Annotated in this window: 11 protein-coding genes; 2 read left to right on the plus strand and 9 right to left on the minus strand. The window is 56.2% G+C overall.

Annotated elements, in window-relative coordinates; all coding sequences use genetic code 11:
• Positions 1-27: 27 nt before the first annotated feature.
• From odhB to sdhC, 6 genes are all read right to left on the minus strand, one after another.
• Positions 28-1,278 carry a 2-oxoglutarate dehydrogenase complex dihydrolipoyllysine-residue succinyltransferase gene (gene odhB / locus NLU14_RS10275; RefSeq protein WP_275706145.1) on the minus strand — a complete coding sequence of 417 codons (1,251 nt, stop codon included), beginning with the start codon at positions 1,276-1,278 and terminating at the stop codon, positions 28-30.
• Between the two features lie 25 nt (positions 1,279-1,303).
• Positions 1,304-4,141 (minus strand): 2-oxoglutarate dehydrogenase E1 component, encoded by a 2,838-nt coding sequence (locus tag NLU14_RS10280; RefSeq protein ID WP_275706146.1) that lies wholly within the window; start codon positions 4,139-4,141, stop codon positions 1,304-1,306.
• A gap of 309 nt (positions 4,142-4,450) precedes the next feature.
• Positions 4,451-5,155, minus strand: coding sequence for a succinate dehydrogenase iron-sulfur subunit (locus tag NLU14_RS10285; RefSeq protein ID WP_275706147.1), 705 nt, complete (start codon positions 5,153-5,155; stop codon positions 4,451-4,453).
• 13 nt (positions 5,156-5,168) lie between these two features.
• Entirely contained in the window at positions 5,169-6,941 is a 1,773-nt protein-coding gene (gene sdhA / locus NLU14_RS10290) for a succinate dehydrogenase flavoprotein subunit (protein ID WP_275706149.1), read from the minus strand.
• A 3-nt stretch (positions 6,942-6,944) separates the two neighbouring features.
• Positions 6,945-7,289 (minus strand): succinate dehydrogenase, hydrophobic membrane anchor protein, encoded by a 345-nt coding sequence (gene sdhD / locus NLU14_RS10295; RefSeq protein ID WP_275706150.1) that lies wholly within the window; start codon positions 7,287-7,289, stop codon positions 6,945-6,947.
• Positions 7,283-7,657 (minus strand): succinate dehydrogenase, cytochrome b556 subunit, encoded by a 375-nt coding sequence (sdhC, locus tag NLU14_RS10300; RefSeq protein WP_275706151.1) that lies wholly within the window; start codon positions 7,655-7,657, stop codon positions 7,283-7,285. Before sdhC ends, sdhD begins: the two co-directional genes overlap by 7 nt.
• 457 nt (positions 7,658-8,114) lie before the next feature.
• On the opposite strand from sdhC, the gene gltA reads away from it, so the two are divergent.
• Both gltA and NLU14_RS10310 read left to right on the plus strand, forming a co-directional pair.
• Positions 8,115-9,389 carry a citrate synthase gene (gltA, locus tag NLU14_RS10305; protein WP_275706152.1) on the plus strand — a complete coding sequence of 425 codons (1,275 nt, stop codon included), beginning with the start codon at positions 8,115-8,117 and terminating at the stop codon, positions 9,387-9,389.
• A 115-nt stretch (positions 9,390-9,504) separates the two neighbouring features.
• A complete protein-coding gene (locus tag NLU14_RS10310) occupies positions 9,505-10,380 on the plus strand; it encodes an NAD(P)-dependent oxidoreductase (protein ID WP_275706153.1) in 876 nt (291 codons plus the stop codon).
• 140 nt (positions 10,381-10,520) lie between these two features.
• Here the strand turns inward: NLU14_RS10310 and topA are convergent, their stop codons facing one another.
• The 3 genes from topA to fadB form a co-directional block, all read right to left on the minus strand.
• Positions 10,521-13,157, minus strand: coding sequence for a type I DNA topoisomerase (topA, locus tag NLU14_RS10315; RefSeq protein WP_275706154.1), 2,637 nt, complete (start codon positions 13,155-13,157; stop codon positions 10,521-10,523).
• A 248-nt stretch (positions 13,158-13,405) separates the two neighbouring features.
• Positions 13,406-14,581, minus strand: coding sequence for an acetyl-CoA C-acyltransferase FadA (gene fadA / locus NLU14_RS10320; RefSeq protein ID WP_275706155.1), 1,176 nt, complete (start codon positions 14,579-14,581; stop codon positions 13,406-13,408).
• A 33-nt stretch (positions 14,582-14,614) separates the two neighbouring features.
• Positions 14,615-16,762, minus strand: a complete 2,148-nt coding sequence (gene fadB / locus NLU14_RS10325) for a fatty acid oxidation complex subunit alpha FadB (protein WP_275706156.1) — start codon at positions 16,760-16,762, stop codon at positions 14,615-14,617.
• Positions 16,763-16,921: the final 159 nt, after the last annotated feature.

Raw genomic sequence — 16,921 nt, forward strand, 5'->3', positions numbered from 1 at the left:
CCGTTATCCAATTCGTTAAGTGTCAGCTCAGACGTCCAGCAGAATACGCGCCGGATCCTCAAGCATTTCCTTGATAGCCACCAGGAACTGCACTGCTTCCTTGCCATCGATCATGCGGTGGTCGTAGGAAAGCGCCAGGTACATCATTGGCTGAATCTCGACCTTGCCGTTCACCGCCATCGGGCGCTCCTGAATCTTGTGCATGCCCAGGATGGCCGTCTGCGGGGGATTGAGGATTGGTGTGGAAATCAGTGAACCAAAGATACCGCCATTGGTGATGGTGAAAGTACCACCGGTCATATCCTCGATACCCAGTTTGCCATCTTTGGCCTTGGTACCATACTCGACAATCTTCTTCTCGATGTCGGCGAGGCCCAGGGCGTCGGTATCACGCACGACAGGCACAACCAGCCCGCGATCACTCGAGACCGCAATGCCGATGTCCTGATAGCCATGGTAAACCATGTCGTTGCCGTCGATGGAGGCGTTAACCGCCGGGAACCGCTTCAGCGCTTCGGTGGCTGCCTTGGTGAAGAACGACATGAAGCCAAGCTTGACTCCGTGACGCTTCTCGAAACTTTCCTTGTACTGCTTGCGCAGCTCCATCACCGGCCCCATGTTCACTTCGTTGAACGTGGTGAGCATGGCAGCAGTCTGCTGGGCATTGACCAGTCGCTTGGCGATGCTCGCGCGCAGACGGGTCATGGGTACGCGCTTCTCCGGGCGCTCTCCAGAGCCCACATCCACCTGGGGCATATCACCAGCCGGTTTCGACGCAGGAGTTGACTCAGCACTTGAAGACTTCCCGGCATCTATATGATTCTGAACGTCTTCTTTGGTTACGCGACCATCCTTTCCAGTGCCTTCAATAGCCTCCGGAGAAATGTTGTTCTCCTCCGCCAGCTTGCGGGCTGCAGGGCTGAGAATGGCTTCGCCGGAGGATTTGGCAGGCGCTTCAGACGACTTCGCAGGCGCCTCCTCCTGTTTGCTCTCCTCTTTTTTGCCTTCATCCTTGGCAGCAGGTTTGGATTCACCGGTGGCGCCTTCCTTGAACTTGCCTACCACCTCACCGCTTTCCACGGTGTCGCCTTCGCCCTTGAGTATTTCCTCAATCACACCATCAGCCGGAGCTACCACTTCGAGCACGACTTTGTCGGTTTCAATATCGACAATCAGCTCGTCACGTGAACAGGCTTCGCCAGGCTGCTTGTGCCAGGTCGCGACTGTTCCTTCTGCGACCGACTCTGGAAATACAGGGGCTTTTATTTCAGTTGACATCTCGGATCCTTAGTTCGGTAGCTCGTCAGATTTCGAACGCGTCGTTAACCAGTTTTTTCTGTTCTTCAATGTGAACCGACATATGTCCACAGGCCGGAGCAGCAGAGGCATCTCGACCGGCATACTGAAGATACAGTTTGGGGTTGTGGCGATGCAGCGCATTTCTCATGTGATGCTGGCTGCAGTACCAGGCACCCTGGTTCATGGGCTCTTCCTGACACCAGACCACGTGCTTGAGCTTGCTGTACTGGCTCAGGAGCTCATCCAGGTCATCCCCCGGGAACGGATACAGCTGTTCGATACGAACAATGGCAACATCATTCCGCTCATCCGCCTTCTTGCGCTCCAGCAGATCAAAATAGACCTTGCCACTGCAAAGAATCAGGCGGTTCACTTTCTTCGGGTCGGAAGGCTCTTTCTCGGGCAGCACCGTCTTGAAGGTGCCAGATGTCAGGTCGTCCAGGTCCGAGGTGGCTTCCTTGTGCCGCAGAAGACTCTTCGGCGTGATTGCGACCAGCGGTTTACGCAGTGGGCGCTTGACCTGACGGCGCAGCATATGGAAAACCTGCGAGGGCGTCGTCGGCACACACACCTGAATGTTGTGCTCGGCGGACAACTGCAGGAAGCGCTCAAGCCGTGCTGAACTGTGCTCGGGGCCCTGGCCTTCGTAGCCATGCGGCAACAGCAGGGTAAGGCCACACAGCCGGCCCCACTTATGCTCGCCACTGGTCAGGAACTGGTCAATCACCACCTGTGCACCGTTGGCGAAGTCACCAAACTGGGCTTCCCAGACCACGAGCCCATTGGGGGCCGTGGTGGAATAACCGTATTCGAACGCCATCACTGCCTCTTCCGAAAGCAGGGAGTCGTAGATTTCGAATCTGGGCTGGTTCTCGGACAGATGCTCCAGGGCAATATGGGTGGCGCCGTCCTTCTGGTTGTGCAACACCGCATGACGGTGTGAGAAGGTGCCACGCCCCACGTCCTGGCCGGTAATACGAATGGGGTGTCCTTCATTGAGAAGCGTGGCATAGGCCATCACCTCACCATAACCCCAGTTGATCGGCAGTGCTCCGGCGGTCATCTTCTCCCGGTCGCTGACGATCTTGGATACCTGGCGCTGTACGCTGAAGCCTTCCGGGATATGGGTCAGCTTCTTGCCAAGCTTCTGGATCGTCTTCAGGGCAACACTGGATTTGCACTTTGCCGTCCACTCGTGCCCCAGGTACGGAGTCCAGTCGACATACAGGTCCTTGTTGGGTTCCTTGACCAGGGACTTGACGACGTGATCGCCCTTATCCAGCTCGTCACGGTAATCCAGCTCGATCTGCTTGGACTCTTCCTCGGTAATAATTCCGTCTGCCACCAGTTTCTCGGCGTAGAGGTTCCGGGTCGTCGTCAGCTTGCGGATCTTGTCGTACATTACCGGCTGGGTAGCCGCCGGCTCATCCGCTTCGTTGTGGCCGCGGCGGCGATAACAAACCAGATCAATCACGACGTCGTTCTTGAACTCGTGGCGATAGTCCATGGCCATCTGGGTCACAAACATGACCGCTTCGGGATCATCCGCGTTCACGTGCAGGATCGGGGCCTGGATCATCTTGGCTACGTCAGTGCAATACTCCGTAGAACGGGCATCTTCCTGCTTGCTGGTGGTAAAGCCAACCTGGTTGTTAATGACGATATGAATGGTACCGCCAATACCGTAGCCCCGGGTCTGGGACATCTGGAAGGTTTCCATGACCACGCCCTGCCCGGCAAAGGCAGCATCGCCGTGCATGATGATGGGCACACACTGGGTGCCATTGGGATCGTTACGGCGGGTCTGACGGGCGCGGACGGAGCCTTCAACCACCGGGGAAACGATTTCCAGGTGGGACGGGTTAAACGCCAGTGCAAGGTGAATTTCGCCACCTTCGGTCATCACGTTGGATGAGAAGCCCTGATGGTATTTCACGTCACCAGAGCCGGAATCCGCGAGCTTCTTGCCCTCGAATTCATCAAACAGTTCTTTCGGGTTCTTGCCGAGTGTATTCACCAGAACATTCAGGCGCCCACGGTGTGCCATACCCAGCACAATTTCCTTGGCACCATAGCTACCAGCCCTCTGGATCAGCTCATCAAGGCACGGGATCAGGCTCTCAGCGCCTTCAAGACCAAAGCGTTTGACACCCGGGTAACGGGACCCCAGATACTTTTCCAGGCCCTCGGCAGCTGTCAGTCGCTCCAATAAATGCTTGCGGGTGGCGGCTTCATAATTCGGGCGGGAACGAACCGGCTCCATACGTTGCTGGAACCAGCGCTTGATGCGGGTGTCCACAACGTGCATGTATTCGGCGCCGATGCTCTCACAATAAGTCTGACGCAGGCCCTCAACGATGTCGCGCAGCTTCATCGTCTCCGAACCAAGGTTCAGTGACCCGGTCTGGAATTCGAGATCGTAATCCGTTTCCGAGAGTTCATGAAATGAAGGGTCGAGGTCTTCAACCTGCGGACGATTCCAGACTCCGAGGGGGTCCAGCTTTGCTTCCTGATGGCCACGAAAACGGAAGGCATTGATCAACTGGAGAACACGAATCTGCTTCTTGTCCGCATCAGCGGTTGCGCTGGCAGGTACACCGCCGGTAGCAAGGAAACGCTGATTGCGGGATATGTGCTCAAACTGCTGGCGAATAGATGAATGATCTATATCGCGGCCTTTATAGCCATCCACACTGGGAAGTTTATCGAAATAGCTACGCCATTCTTCGGGAACGGCGTTGGGATCTGACAGGTAGGTTTCGAAAAGCTGTTCAACATAGGCAAGATTCCCTCCTTGAAGGTGGGAAGTCTGCCACAACTGCTCCATTATGCTTTCGTGCATTTTGAATAGCTCACCTTGGGCTGGTGCGGGGAGCTGGCTATGGTCGGCCAGGGGTAAATCTGAGTCAATACGGGTTTTTACGGGATCGACTGTGGCCACCACACCCAACAAGGATGTTTTCCGTTCCCCGGTGGTTATTATACTCAGCAAACATGCGTGGGAGCCTTTTAAGTTCCCGTCACGGCTTGCGTAGTGTGCACCCCGCTAAGACTTTTGACTATAAGCCTTTGGTTGAAGAGCCCGCGTCGTTGCGGGCTCTTCCGGGTGCGAGCCTTGTCAGCACAGTATAGCGTTTGTTCCGGATTCTGCTTACGTCGCCCGCTGAAGCAGGAGATTCCGGATATGACCAATCGCCCGTGTCGGATTCAGGCCTTTCGGACAGACACTGACGCAGTTCATGATGCCGCGGCAACGGAATACACTGAACGGGTCGTCAAGATTGGCAAGCCGTTCGGCCTGGGCTGTGTCGCGACTGTCTGCCAGGAAGCGATAGGCCTGCAGCAGGCCGGCCGGGCCGATGAACTTCTCCGGGTTCCACCAGAATGATGGGCAGGCCGTGGAGCAGCAGGCACAGAGAATACACTCGTACAGGCCGTCCAGTTTCTCCCGGTCTTCCGGAGACTGATAGCGTTCAATGGCAGGTGCCGGATTGTCATTGACAAGGTATGGCATTACCTGTTCGTACTGCTTGTAGAACAGGCTCATATCCACAACCAGGTCACGAATCACCGGCAGGCCCGGCAACGGGCGCACCACCAGCTTGTTTTTCTTCAACACCTCGGACAGCGGCGTGATACAGGCAAGACCATTCTTGCCGTTCATGTTCATGCCGTCCGACCCGCACACGCCTTCACGGCATGAGCGACGATAAGCCATCGAGGGGTCTTGCTCCTTGACCAGGTTCAGAACATCCAGAACCATCAGGTCCTTTCCTTCCGGGATGTCGAGCTCTACGTCCTGCATGTAGGGCGCATTGTCTGTTTCCGGGTTATAACGGTACAGGCTTACTAACATTGCTCAATCCCCCTTAGTAAGTCCGGATCTTCGGCTGGAATGTATCAACCGTTCTCGGAGCGAAGTTCACATCACGCTTGCCAACACGCTTGTCCAGCGGGAAGTACAGCGAATGCTTCAGCCAGTTTTCGTCGTCACGCTCGGTAAAATCATTACGGGCGTGGGCGCCGCGGCTTTCCTTGCGCTCATAGGCCGAAACCGCCGTTGCCAGCGCGACTTCGTAGAGGTTATCCAACTCAAGGGCTTCGATGCGGGCCGTGTTGAACGCGTTGCTGGTGTCGGCAAGCTTGGTATTGCGGACACGCTCACCGATCGTCTCCAGCTTCCTGAGCCCTTCTTCCATGCTGGTGCCATCGCGGAATACACCGAAATAGAGCTGCATGCAGTTCTGCAGGTCTTTGCGTACTTCGGCAACACTTTCACCCTCGGAAGCGCTGTTCAGGCGATCCAGTCGGGCCATGGCGTTCTTGATATCTTCCTCGCTGGCGCCGTCCACTTCGAACCCGCCGCGCAGTTGCTCTTCAATGTGCAGGCCAGCCGCACGACCAAAGACAACCAGGTCCAGCAGGGAGTTACCGCCAAGACGGTTGGCACCGTGTACGGATACACAGGCAGCCTCGCCACAGGCAAACAGGCCCGGAATCGGCTTGTCGTTACCGTTCTCGTCCTGGGTCAGGGCCTGGCCGCCCACGTTGGTCGGGATACCCCCCATCATGTAGTGACAGGTCGGCACAACCGGCACCGGCTCTTTGACCGGGTCCACGTGAGCAAAGGTGCGGGACAGCTCACAAATGCCGGGCAGGCGCAGGTTCAGGGTCTCTTCGCCCAGATGGTCCAGCTTCAGCAGTACGTGGTCCTTGTCCGGGCCACAACCGCGGCCTTCAAGAATCTCGATAACCATGGAGCGTGCAACCACGTCCCGGCCCGCCAGATCTTTTGCGTTCGGAGCGTAACGCTCCATAAAACGCTCACCCTCGGAGTTGATCAGGTAACCGCCCTCACCCCGACAGCCTTCGGTAACCAGTGTTCCCGCACCGTGAATACCGGTGGGGTGGAACTGCCACATTTCCATGTCCTGCATCGGGAATCCGGCACGCAGCGCCATGCCAATACCATCGCCGGTGTTGATCAGGGCGTTGGTGGTGGAGGCATAAATGCGGCCGGCGCCGCCAGTGGCCAGAACCGTTGCCTTTGACTTGATATAGGCCACTTCGCCGGTTTCGATTTCGATGGCGACAACACCCACCACGTCATTCTTGCTGTTCTTCACCAGATCGACGGCGTACCACTCGTTCAAGAAGGTGGTTCCGCCCTTGAGGTTAGCCTGATACAACGTGTGCAGTAGTGCGTGGCCGGTACGGTCGGCAGCAGCACAGGTACGGGCCGCCTGGGCGGGATTGTCCGGCCCCTTGGACTGGCCACCGAACGGGCGCTGGTAAATACGGCCCTGCTCGGTCCGGGAAAATGGCAGGCCCATGTGCTCCAGCTCGAAAACAGCCTGAGGGCCCACGGAACACATATACTCGATAGCATCCTGGTCGCCGATATAGTCGGAGCCCTTGACGGTATCGTACATGTGCCAGCGCCAGTCATCGTTGGGATCGGCACTGGCGATCGCGCAGGTAATGCCACCCTGGGCAGACACCGTATGAGAACGAGTCGGAAACACCTTGGTGATACACGCGGTGTTGACGCCGGATTCAGTTAACTGAAGGGCGGCTCGCATACCGGCACCGCCACCACCGATAACAATCGCGTCATAAGACATGGTCTTGATATTAGCCATTAATTAAAGCCCCCAAAGAATCTGAATGCCCCAGACGAGATACACGAACATGACCAAACCACAAAATGCCTGAACCAGGAATCGCGGCAGGGTTGGCTTGATGTAGTCCGTTGTCACGGTCCAGAGCCCCACCCAGGCGTGCCCGCCAATCGACAGCAGTGCAAGCAGGGTAAAGATACGGAACCAGGTCTGGTCGAAAAGCGCGGACCAGGTTTCATAGTTAACGTCAGACGTCAGGATGAAACCGAAAAGAAAAATTGCATACAAAGCAAGCACGTAGGCGGTAACACGCTGGATCATCCAGTCGAATACGCCACTGCGTCCGAGGTTCGTTACGCTGTCTACCATACCCAGACTCCTGCCAGAAGGATGAGAATAACGGAAATCACGATGGTGGCTTTCGCCGCGAGCCGGCCACTTTCCAGCTCCTCACCGATGCCCATGTCCATCAGCAGGTGTTTGATACCCGCAACCAGGTGGTACAGCAAGGCAGATAGAATGCCCCAGGTAATCAGCTTCGCCAGGAAGCTGTCCAGCAATCCACTCACACGGCTGAAGCCTTCTTCCCCGGACAGGGAAAGCTGAAGCCCGTACAGCATGAAAGCAACACCCACGAAAATGATGATGCCACTGATGCGATGCAGTATGGACGTTATGGCTGGCAGCGGAAAATGGAACTTGCCGAGATCGAGATTTACTGGTCGTTTGCTATTCACAGCGCTCTCACACTCTCTCTTGGTTCCGCGGGGCCGGAAAAACCGGATGCGGATGGTTGGTATGTAAGGATCAGCGTGCTGAACGAGTTCGGCACACGATTGGCTCAGGAGGGAGAAAAACCGGCATGCGCTCTTCTGAGATCTGACGCTGCGGCCTGTTATATCCCCGATTCCGGGCTACGGATTATAAGGAGTACCCCTTTCAATTACAAACGCGCAACGGTTCGGGAGCCCGTAAAATCAGGGCCCGGGACCCGCTATAAAGATCATTGACAAAATCAATTTGGACTCGAAACCGACCATATTCGGGGTTTCCCTGATTTACAAGGATTGTCAAATAATGGGTTTTATTGCCTCTTTCATTGACAAAAAAAGCCAACGCCCTATATTTTGCCGCCAGTTTTGCGATAATACGCGCCTTCTAGCGCATCCAAATGCTGATAAATAGGAGAGCACCATGACCGACAGGAAAGCCACGCTTTCGGTGGGTGACAAGTCCATTGAGCTACCGGTTTACTCGGGCACCGTCGGCCCTGACGTCATTGACGTGAGAAGCCTGGTCCAGGAAGGCGTCTTTACGTACGACCCGGGCTTTGTATCCACCGCAGCCTGCGAATCCCAGATAACCTATATTGATGGTGCCAACGGTGTTCTCCTGCACCGTGGCTATCCGATCGAGGAACTGGCGGAGAACTCAGACTACCTCGAGGTCTGCTACCTCCTGCTGAACGGCGAACTGCCAACGGCCGAAGAGAACAAGCGCTTCCACGAAACGATTAAAAGCCACACCATGCTGCATGACCAGATGCGCAACTTCTTCCAGGGTTTCCGTCGGGATGCGCATCCAATGGCTATTATGTGCGGCGTTGTCGGCGCACTTTCCGCGTTCTACCACGACCAGATGGATGTTACCGACGTGCACCAGCGGGAAATTACCGCTCATCGCCTCGTCGCCAAAATGCCGACCATTGCGGCCTGGTGCTACAAGTACAGCATCGGCCAGCCGTTCATGTACCCGCGCAATGACTTGTCCTACGCCGAAAACTTTCTGCAGATGATGTTTGGCGTTCCCTGTGAGGAGTACAAACCGAATCCGATCCTGGCAAAAGCCATGGACAAGATTTTCATCCTCCACGCGGATCATGAGCAGAACGCCTCCACGTCCACTGTGCGCCTGGCCGGCTCTACCGGTGCCAACCCGTACGCCTGTATCGCCTCTGGCATTGCCGCCCTCTGGGGACCTGCCCATGGCGGCGCCAACGAAGCCGTGCTGGACATGCTTGCGGAGATTGGGGATGAAACCAATATCGAGAAGTTTATTGCCAAGGCAAAAGACAAGGACGACCCCTTCCGTCTGATGGGCTTTGGTCACCGGGTTTACAAGAACTTCGACCCGCGCGCGAAGGTAATGGCGGAAACCGCCCACGAAGTGCTGACCGAGCTTGGTCTGGAGAACGATCCCCTGCTTCGTATTGCCCAGCGCCTCGAGAAGATTGCACTGGAAGACGAATACTTTGTAGAGCGCAAGCTTTATCCGAACGTGGATTTCTATTCCGGCCTGATCCTCAAGGCCATCGGCATACCGACCTCCATGTTCACCGTCATCTTCGCCCTTTCCCGCACAATCGGCTGGTTCTCACACTGGAACGAAATGGTCAGCGGCGATTATCGCATCGGCCGTCCGCGCCAGCTGTACACGGGTGAGAAAGCTCGGAAATACCCGGAAAAATAAACAAAAACGGGTTATCAAATCAGGGCCGCTGCACAGCGGCCTTTTTTGTGCCTGCTCATTCTGCAATGATTAAAGCTGTTTTCCCCAATAACAATCGACTTCCGGAGACTGACTGATGAGCGTAACCGCAGCATTTATCGGCCTCGGCATTATGGGCTACCCCATGGCCGGCCACTTGGCAAAAGCAGGGATCGACGTACGAATCTGGAACCGAACCAGCGGAAAATCAAAAAGTTGGACCGAGCAATATCAGGGCAAAACCTGCGACTCCATCGCCAGCACCGTTACAGAAGCCGACTTCGTGTTCACCTGTGTCGGTGCAGATCATGATCTTGTCGAAGTGTATGAAGGGCCTGATGGCATCATCGCCAACGCCAAACCCGGCGCCATTCTGGTGGACCATACCACCGCCTCTGCTGGCATCGCCGAGCAGTTGGCCCAATTGGCCAGGGCCCGCAACCTTGAGTTTATCGACGCCCCGGTATCCGGCGGACAGCAAGGCGCTGAAAAGGGACAACTTACCATTATGTGCGGTGGTGAACCCGATGCATTTTCGCAAGTGAAGCCATTGATGGAGCACTACTCCAAGGCTCTCAACCTCATGGGGCCCGTTGGCAGTGGGCAGAAGACCAAGATGGTGAACCAGATCGCTATTGCCGGACTGGTTCAGGGGCTATCGGAAGCCCTTCATTTTGCCGAACAGGCCGAGCTGGATGTTCGCAAGGTGGTGGACGTCATCTCCAAGGGTGCAGCCCAGTCCTGGCAGATGGAAAACCGCTCCGGCACCATGATCGACGGGGAGTTTGATCACGGCTTCGCCGTTGACTGGATGCGCAAGGATCTGGCGATCTGTATTGAGGAAGCACGCAAGAACGGCGCACGGATTCCGGTTGCCGCCCTGGTGGACCAGTTCTATGGGGATGTTCAGCAGATGGGCGGGAAACGCTGGGATACGTCTTCGCTGATTCAGAGGCTCAGGAAGAAGGGGTAGCCTCCCCCTCTCCCCCGGCCCCTCTCCCGCGAGGGGAGAGGGGAGCTTATGGGTTCGGGGTAAGCAGGTATCTCTGTTTAGCCCCTCTCCCCTCGCGGGAGAGGGGTTGGGGAGAGGGGGCGCGCGAAGCGCTTGCTCCCCTACTTCTCCTTCGCCTGCCACTTTCCGTTCACATACCACGCAGACCAGCCCGTCGCCTTGCCGTCTTTCTCCGACATAACGTACTGCTCTTTGCTCTTGCGGCTGTAACGGATAACCGTCGGGTTACCCTCGGGATCACGATCTGGCGCATCCATCAGGTAATCGTACTTCGGATCAATTTCCTTGCGATGGGGTTTGATTTCCATCACCAGCGGCGGACGTGTTTCCCGGTTCTTCGGGAACTTGCTCGCAGCCAGGAACAACCCGGAAGCGCCGTCCCGCAGCACATAGGTATCGTCGACCTTCTGACACTGGAGCTCCGGCATCGGTACCGGGTCCATCTTGGGTGGCGCTGGCTCGCCACTTTTCAGTAGCTTGCGGGTGTTCTTGCATTCCGTGTTGGTGCAGCCGAAGTACTTGCCGAAGCGCCCGGTCTTGAGCTGCATTTCGGAACCGCATTTGTCGCACTCCAGGGTCGGGCCCTCATAACCCTTGATACGGAACGTGCCCTTCTCCACCTCATAGCCAGAGCAGTCGGGATTGTTACCGCACACGTGCAACTTGCGGCTTTCGTCCACCAGGTAGCTGTCCATGGCTGTTCCACATTTCGGGCAGCGGCGCTTCTTGCGCAGCAGGCGGCTTTCGCCCTCACCTTCCACGTCTTCATCAGCACTGACCACTTCATCGCCTGAAACCAGGTTAATGGTGGTCTTGCAGCGCTCTTTCGGTGGCAATGAATACCCGGAGCAGCCCAGGAACACGCCGGTACTGGCTACGCGGATCTGCATCGGGCGGCTACAGCTCGGGCACGGGATGTCGGTCTCGGTCGGGATGTTGGCCCGCATGCTGCCATCTTCACCGCCCTCGGCTGTTTCCAGTTGCTGCCGGAACCGACCGTAGAAATCGTTCAGTACCTTTTTCCAGTCCACCTCACCACCGGCGATATCATCCAGCTCATCTTCCATCTTGGCGGTGAAATCAAAATCCATCAGGTTCGGGAAGGATTCGGACAACCGCTCAGTGACGATTTCGCCCATCTTTTCAGCGTAAAAACGGCGGTTCTGCAGGCGAACGTAGCCGCGATCCTGGATGGTGGAGATGATTGAGGCGTAGGTGGACGGCCGTCCGATGCCCTGCTTCTCCAGTTCCTTGACCAGGCTGGCCTCGGTGTAACGGGGTGAAGGCTTGGTGAAATGCTGGCTGGGGTCGAGCTTTTTCAACGCCAGGGTTTCACCCACCTGAATATCCGGAAGCGCAATGTCCTCGTCTTTCTTGGCCGACTGGGGCGCCACCTTGAGGAAACCCTCAAACTTGATAATGCGACCGCGTGTACGCAGCTCATAATCGCCGTTAGCGACAACAATTGACGTGCTAAGGAATTCGGCGTCCGCCATCTGGCAGGCAATGAACTGGCGCCAGATCAGGTCATACAGCTTCTCAGCGTCCTTCTCCAGGCCGCTGATATCAGCTGGCCTGCGACCTACATCCGTTGGGCGAATGGCCTCGTGTGCCTCCTGAGCGCCCTCCTTGCTCCCGTATACCCTGTGCTTCTCTGGCAGGAACTTGTCACCAAACTGTTTCTTGACGAATTCGCGGCAACTGGCCACAGCATCCTGGCTCAGGTTGGTGGAGTCAGTACGCATGTAGGTGATAAAACCGGCTTCGTAGAGGCGCTGGGCCAGCATCATGGTCTTCTTGACGCTGAACCCCATCCGGTTACTGGCAGCTTGTTGCAACGTGGAAGTAATAAAAGGTGCCGATGGCCGGGACCTTGTGGGTTTGTCTTCCCGCTTGGCAACCTTGAAGGCGCCCTCTTTCAGGCGCTCAACATGCTCAGAGCTCTGTTTTTCATTGACCGGGCGGTAAGCTTTGTCGTCGTAACGGGTAACTTCGAACCGTACCGGCTGCTCGGCCTGCCTGGAGGCCAGGTCAGCATGCAGTTGCCAGAATTCTTCGGGAACGAACTTGCGGATTTCCCGCTCGCGCTCAACGATTAGCCGGACAGCCACCGACTGTACCCTGCCAGCCGACAGGCCGCGCGCGATCTTCGCCCACAACAAGGGGGACACCATGTAACCAACGACACGGTCCAGGAACCGGCGGGCCTGTTGGGCGTTTACACGGTTATTGTCGAGGTTGCCAGGGTCCTTGAAGGCCTCCTGGATCGCCCGCTTGGTGATTTCGTTGAACACCACGCGGCGATATTTCTCGGGCTCGCCACCAATGGTTTCCTGAAGGTGCCAGGCAATGGCTTCCCCTTCACGGTCCAAATCCGTTGCCAGATAGATGTGGTCGGCGGATTTCGCCAAACGTTTAAGTTCGCTGACGACCTTTTCCTTGCCGGGCAGGATCTCGTACCGGGCGCTCCAGTCCTGATCGGGGTCAACGCCCATGCGAGCAACCAGTTGCTCCCTGGATTTACGCTTCTTGTGAACCGCCTTTTCTTCCGGGCTCATCTTGCGCGTCAACGCTGCCTGCCTTGCGCGCTCCTTAGGATCTGACGTTGAGCCACTACCACTAACCGGAAGGTCGCGAATATGCCCGACGCTCGACTTCACAATGAAGTCGGAGCCCAGGTATTTGTTGATGGTCTTCGCTTTCGCTGGCGACTCGACAATAACGAGACTTTTACCCATATCGGAGATCTGTGTCCTTGGCGATAATCGGTTAAAAAATCAGCAAACCGTAAACTCGCTGTAAAATCAGTCGGCTAGAAAACACTCAATAGCCGCCACATTGGTATAGGTGCATTGTTTTACAGGGTCAAGAAAAGCAAGACAACCCATTCTTTTATTTCCGTCCGGCTTTTTTATGCGGTCAGACACAGGAAAGCCCGGCGTTTGCCGGGCCTCCTGAGACAGCGTTACTGATCCGTTCTAACGATTCAGAGACGCTCCCATACCGTTGCAATACCCTGGCCCAGGCCGATACACATGGTGGAAACACCAAGCTTACCGCCCTTGGCCTGCATCACGTTCAGCAGGGTTGTGGAGATACGTGCACCGGAGCAGCCCAGCGGATGGCCCAGGGCAATCGCGCCGCCGTTCAGGTTCACTTTCTCTTCCATCACGCCCAGCAGCTTCAGGTCTTTCAGCACCGGAAGTGACTGACCGGCGAAGGCTTCGTTCAGTTCCCAGAAGTCGATGTCCTCGACTTTCAGGCCAGCGCGCTTCAGGGCCTTCTTGGTAGCCGGAACCGGACCGTACCCCATGATCGCGGGATCACAACCGGCGACTGCCATGCTGCGGATCTTGGCGATTGGCTTCAGGCCCAGTGCTTCGGCACGCTCGGCAGACATCAATACCATCGCAGCGGCACCGTCAGTCAGCTGTGAAGAGGTACCGGCGGTTACCGTACCGTTCTTCGGATCGAAAGCGGGCTTGAGCTGGCTCAGGGACTCCACCGTGGTGTCTGGACGAATAGTCTCATCTTCTTCAATCAGCACCTTGAAGCCGTTCTCATCATGACCTTCAATCGGCACGATTTCGTTCTTGAAACGGCCTTCCTGGGTCGCTTCATGCGCCAGGCGGTGTGAACGCGCACCAAACTCGTCCTGCTGCTCACGGGTAATACCGTGCATCTTCGCCAGCATTTCCGCGGTCAGGCCCATCATGTTGGAGGCCTTGGCGGAGTACTTGGACGCAGCCGGGTTGTGGTCAAAGCCTTCGGTCATGGGTACATGGCCCATGTGCTCAACACCACCAATAACAAACACGTCGCCGTTGCCGGTCTGGATCGCCTGGGCCGCGGTGTGGATTGCGCTCATGGCGGAACCACACAGACGGTTGACAGTCTGCGCCGCGGATTCGTGCGGGATGCGGGTCAGCAGGGAAATCTGCCGCGCCACGTTGAAGCCCTGTTCCTTGGTCTGGTTTACACAACCCCAGATCACGTCTTCAACTTCTTTCGGGTCGAGCTTCGGGTTGCGCTCAAACAGTGCTTCAATCAGCGCAGCCGACAGGTTTTCCGCACGTACATTGCGGAAGCAGCCATTTTTGGCACGACCCATTGGACTCCGCACGCAATCGACGACGACAACGTCTCTCGGATTAAGGCTCATAGATCTTTCTCCGTTCGGAAATCTCGTTCAGGGTTAGCCAAAGAACTTTTCGCCAGTCTTGGCCATTTCACGCAGCTTCTCGGTCGGGTGATACAAAGGACCAAGATCTGCAAACTTGTCTGCCAGCTCGACGAACTTGTCGACACCCATGTCGTCGATATAACGCAGGGCACCGCCACGGAACGGCGGGAAGCCAATACCGTAAACCAGGCCCATATCGGCGTCTGCCGGGTCTTCAACAATGCCGTCTTCCAGGCAGCGAACGGTTTCCAGGCACAGGGGCAGCATCATACGGGCGATGATGTCCTCGTCGCTGAAATCGTTCTTACCCTGAACAACCGGTTCAAGCAGCTTGTAGGTTTCTTCGTCGACAACCTTCTTCTGCTTGCCCTTGCGGTCCAGTTCGTACTTGTAAAAGCCCTTGTCGTTCTTCTGTCCGTAACGGTTGTTCTCGAACATCACGTCAATGGCGGTGGTGCCTTCCTGCTTCATCCGGTCCGGGAAGCCTTCGGCCATCACTTCGTTGGCGTGCTTGCCGGTATCCATGCCCACAACGTCCAGCAGATAGGCAGGACCCATCGGCCAGCCAAACTTTTCCATAACCTTGTCGACGTGCTGGAAGTCAGCGCCGTCACGCACCAGATTTACAAAGCCGCCGAAGTACGGGAACAGTACACGGTTCACCAGGAAGCCGGGGCAGTCGTTGACTACAATCGGGGTTTTGCCCATGGCCTTGGCGTACGCCACTGTGGTGGCAATAGCCTTGTCACTGGTCTTCTCTCCACGGATAACCTCAACCAGCGGCATCATGTGCACCGGGTTGAAGAAGTGCATGCCACAGAAGTTTTCCGGGCGCTTCAGGTTGGCCGCCAGCTTGTTGATGGAAATGGTGGAGGTGTTGGACGTGAGGATGGTGTCTTCACGAACAGACTCTTCCGTTTCGCGCAGCACAGCGTCCTTGACCTTCGCGTTCTCAACAACCGCTTCAACCACCAGGTCGACATTCTTGAAGTCGCCATAGTTCAGGGTCGGGGTAATGTTGTTCAGAACGTCCGCCATCTGGTCGGGCTTCATCTTGCCCTTGTCGATGCGCTTGGTCAGAAGCTTCTTGGCTTCCTTCAGGCCCAGGGCGATACCGTCCTGATTGATGTCCTTCATGATGATCGGCGTGCCCTTGAGGGCTGACTGGAATGCAACGCCACCGCCCATGATACCGGCGCCCAGTACGGCGGCCAGTTTCACGTCGTTGGCTTCTTTTTCCCAGGCCTTGGCCTTTTTCTTCAGCTCCTGGTCGTTCAGGAACAGGCCCACCAGGCACGCTGCCACATTGGTCTTGGCCATCTTGGCGAAGCCTTTGGCCTCCACCTCGATTGCCTTGTCGCGGGTCAGCCCGGCATGCTTCTGCATCACCTTGATGGCCTCGACCGGTGCCGGGTAGTTTTTGCCAGCCTGACCGGCGACATAAGCCTTGGAGATCTCGAACGCCATCATGCTTTCCATGGCGTTCAGCTTGATCTTGCCCTTCTTCTCTTCACGACGGGCCTGGTAGTCAAGTTTGCCGTCGTTACACTGGTTGATAATGCCGATGGCCGCTTCTACCAGCTTTTCGCCCTCAAGCACTGCATCAACAGCACCGATTTTCAGAGCCTTGTCAGCACGGTTCTCGGTGCCGCCGCAGATCCACTCAACGGCGTAATCAACACCGACCAGACGGGACAGGCGAACGGTACCGCCGAAGCCCGGGAAGATACCCAGTTTCACTTCCGGAAGGCCTACCTTCGCTTTTATGTCCATTACCCGATAATCGGTGGCCAGGCACATTTCAAAGCCGCCACCCAGAGCCATACCGTTGATAGCAGTAACGGTGGGGAAAGGCAGGTCTTCAATGGCGCTGAATACTTCGTTGGCCTGCAGGTTGTTGGCAACCAGGTCTTCTTCCGGGCCCGCGAACAGGTCGGTAAATTCCGTAATGTCGGCACCAACAATAAAGCTGTCCTTGGAGCTGGTGACCACCAGGCCTTTCAGGCCTTTCTGGGCTTCCAGCTTGTCAGTCGCGGCACGGAGTTCTTCAATCGTGAGACGGTTGAACTTGTTCACTGACTCGCCCTGCAAGTCAAAGTTCAACTGAGCGATCCCGCCTTCGATCTCTTTAACCGTGATGGCTTTACCTTCGTAAATCATCAACTGATCTCCAGTCTGTGTTTGAAACTGCTAAAACAGCCGCACAAGCGCTTCGCCAGGCGACCACTGATGCAGCAATATTTCGGTCACTATTTTCGGTTACTTTTTCCGGTCACTAGCCCGATCAACCGATCCAAAAATTCATACAGTCGTTTGAAT

This window comes from Marinobacter iranensis (assembly GCF_029207565.1).
Lineage (GTDB): Bacteria > Pseudomonadota > Gammaproteobacteria > Pseudomonadales > Oleiphilaceae > Marinobacter > Marinobacter iranensis.

What these genes read in the sequence shown, in the direction of transcription:
- odhB (WP_275706145.1), bottom strand. Translation starts at nt 1,278, where the DNA reads ATGTCAACTGAAATAAAAGCCCCTGTATTTCCAGAGTCGGTCGCAGAA.
- NLU14_RS10280 (WP_275706146.1), bottom strand. Translation starts at nt 4,141, where the DNA reads ATGCACGAAAGCATAATGGAGCAGTTGTGGCAGACTTCCCACCTTCAA.
- NLU14_RS10285 (WP_275706147.1), bottom strand. Translation starts at nt 5,155, where the DNA reads ATGTTAGTAAGCCTGTACCGTTATAACCCGGAAACAGACAATGCGCCC.
- sdhA (WP_275706149.1), bottom strand. Translation starts at nt 6,941, where the DNA reads ATGGCTAATATCAAGACCATGTCTTATGACGCGATTGTTATCGGTGGT.
- sdhD (WP_275706150.1), bottom strand. Translation starts at nt 7,289, where the DNA reads ATGGTAGACAGCGTAACGAACCTCGGACGCAGTGGCGTATTCGACTGG.
- gltA (WP_275706152.1), top strand. Translation starts at nt 8,115, where the DNA reads ATGACCGACAGGAAAGCCACGCTTTCGGTGGGTGACAAGTCCATTGAG.
- NLU14_RS10310 (WP_275706153.1), top strand. Translation starts at nt 9,505, where the DNA reads ATGAGCGTAACCGCAGCATTTATCGGCCTCGGCATTATGGGCTACCCC.
- topA (WP_275706154.1), bottom strand. Translation starts at nt 13,157, where the DNA reads ATGGGTAAAAGTCTCGTTATTGTCGAGTCGCCAGCGAAAGCGAAGACC.
- fadA (WP_275706155.1), bottom strand. Translation starts at nt 14,581, where the DNA reads ATGAGCCTTAATCCGAGAGACGTTGTCGTCGTCGATTGCGTGCGGAGT.
- fadB (WP_275706156.1), bottom strand. Translation starts at nt 16,762, where the DNA reads ATGATTTACGAAGGTAAAGCCATCACGGTTAAAGAGATCGAAGGCGGG.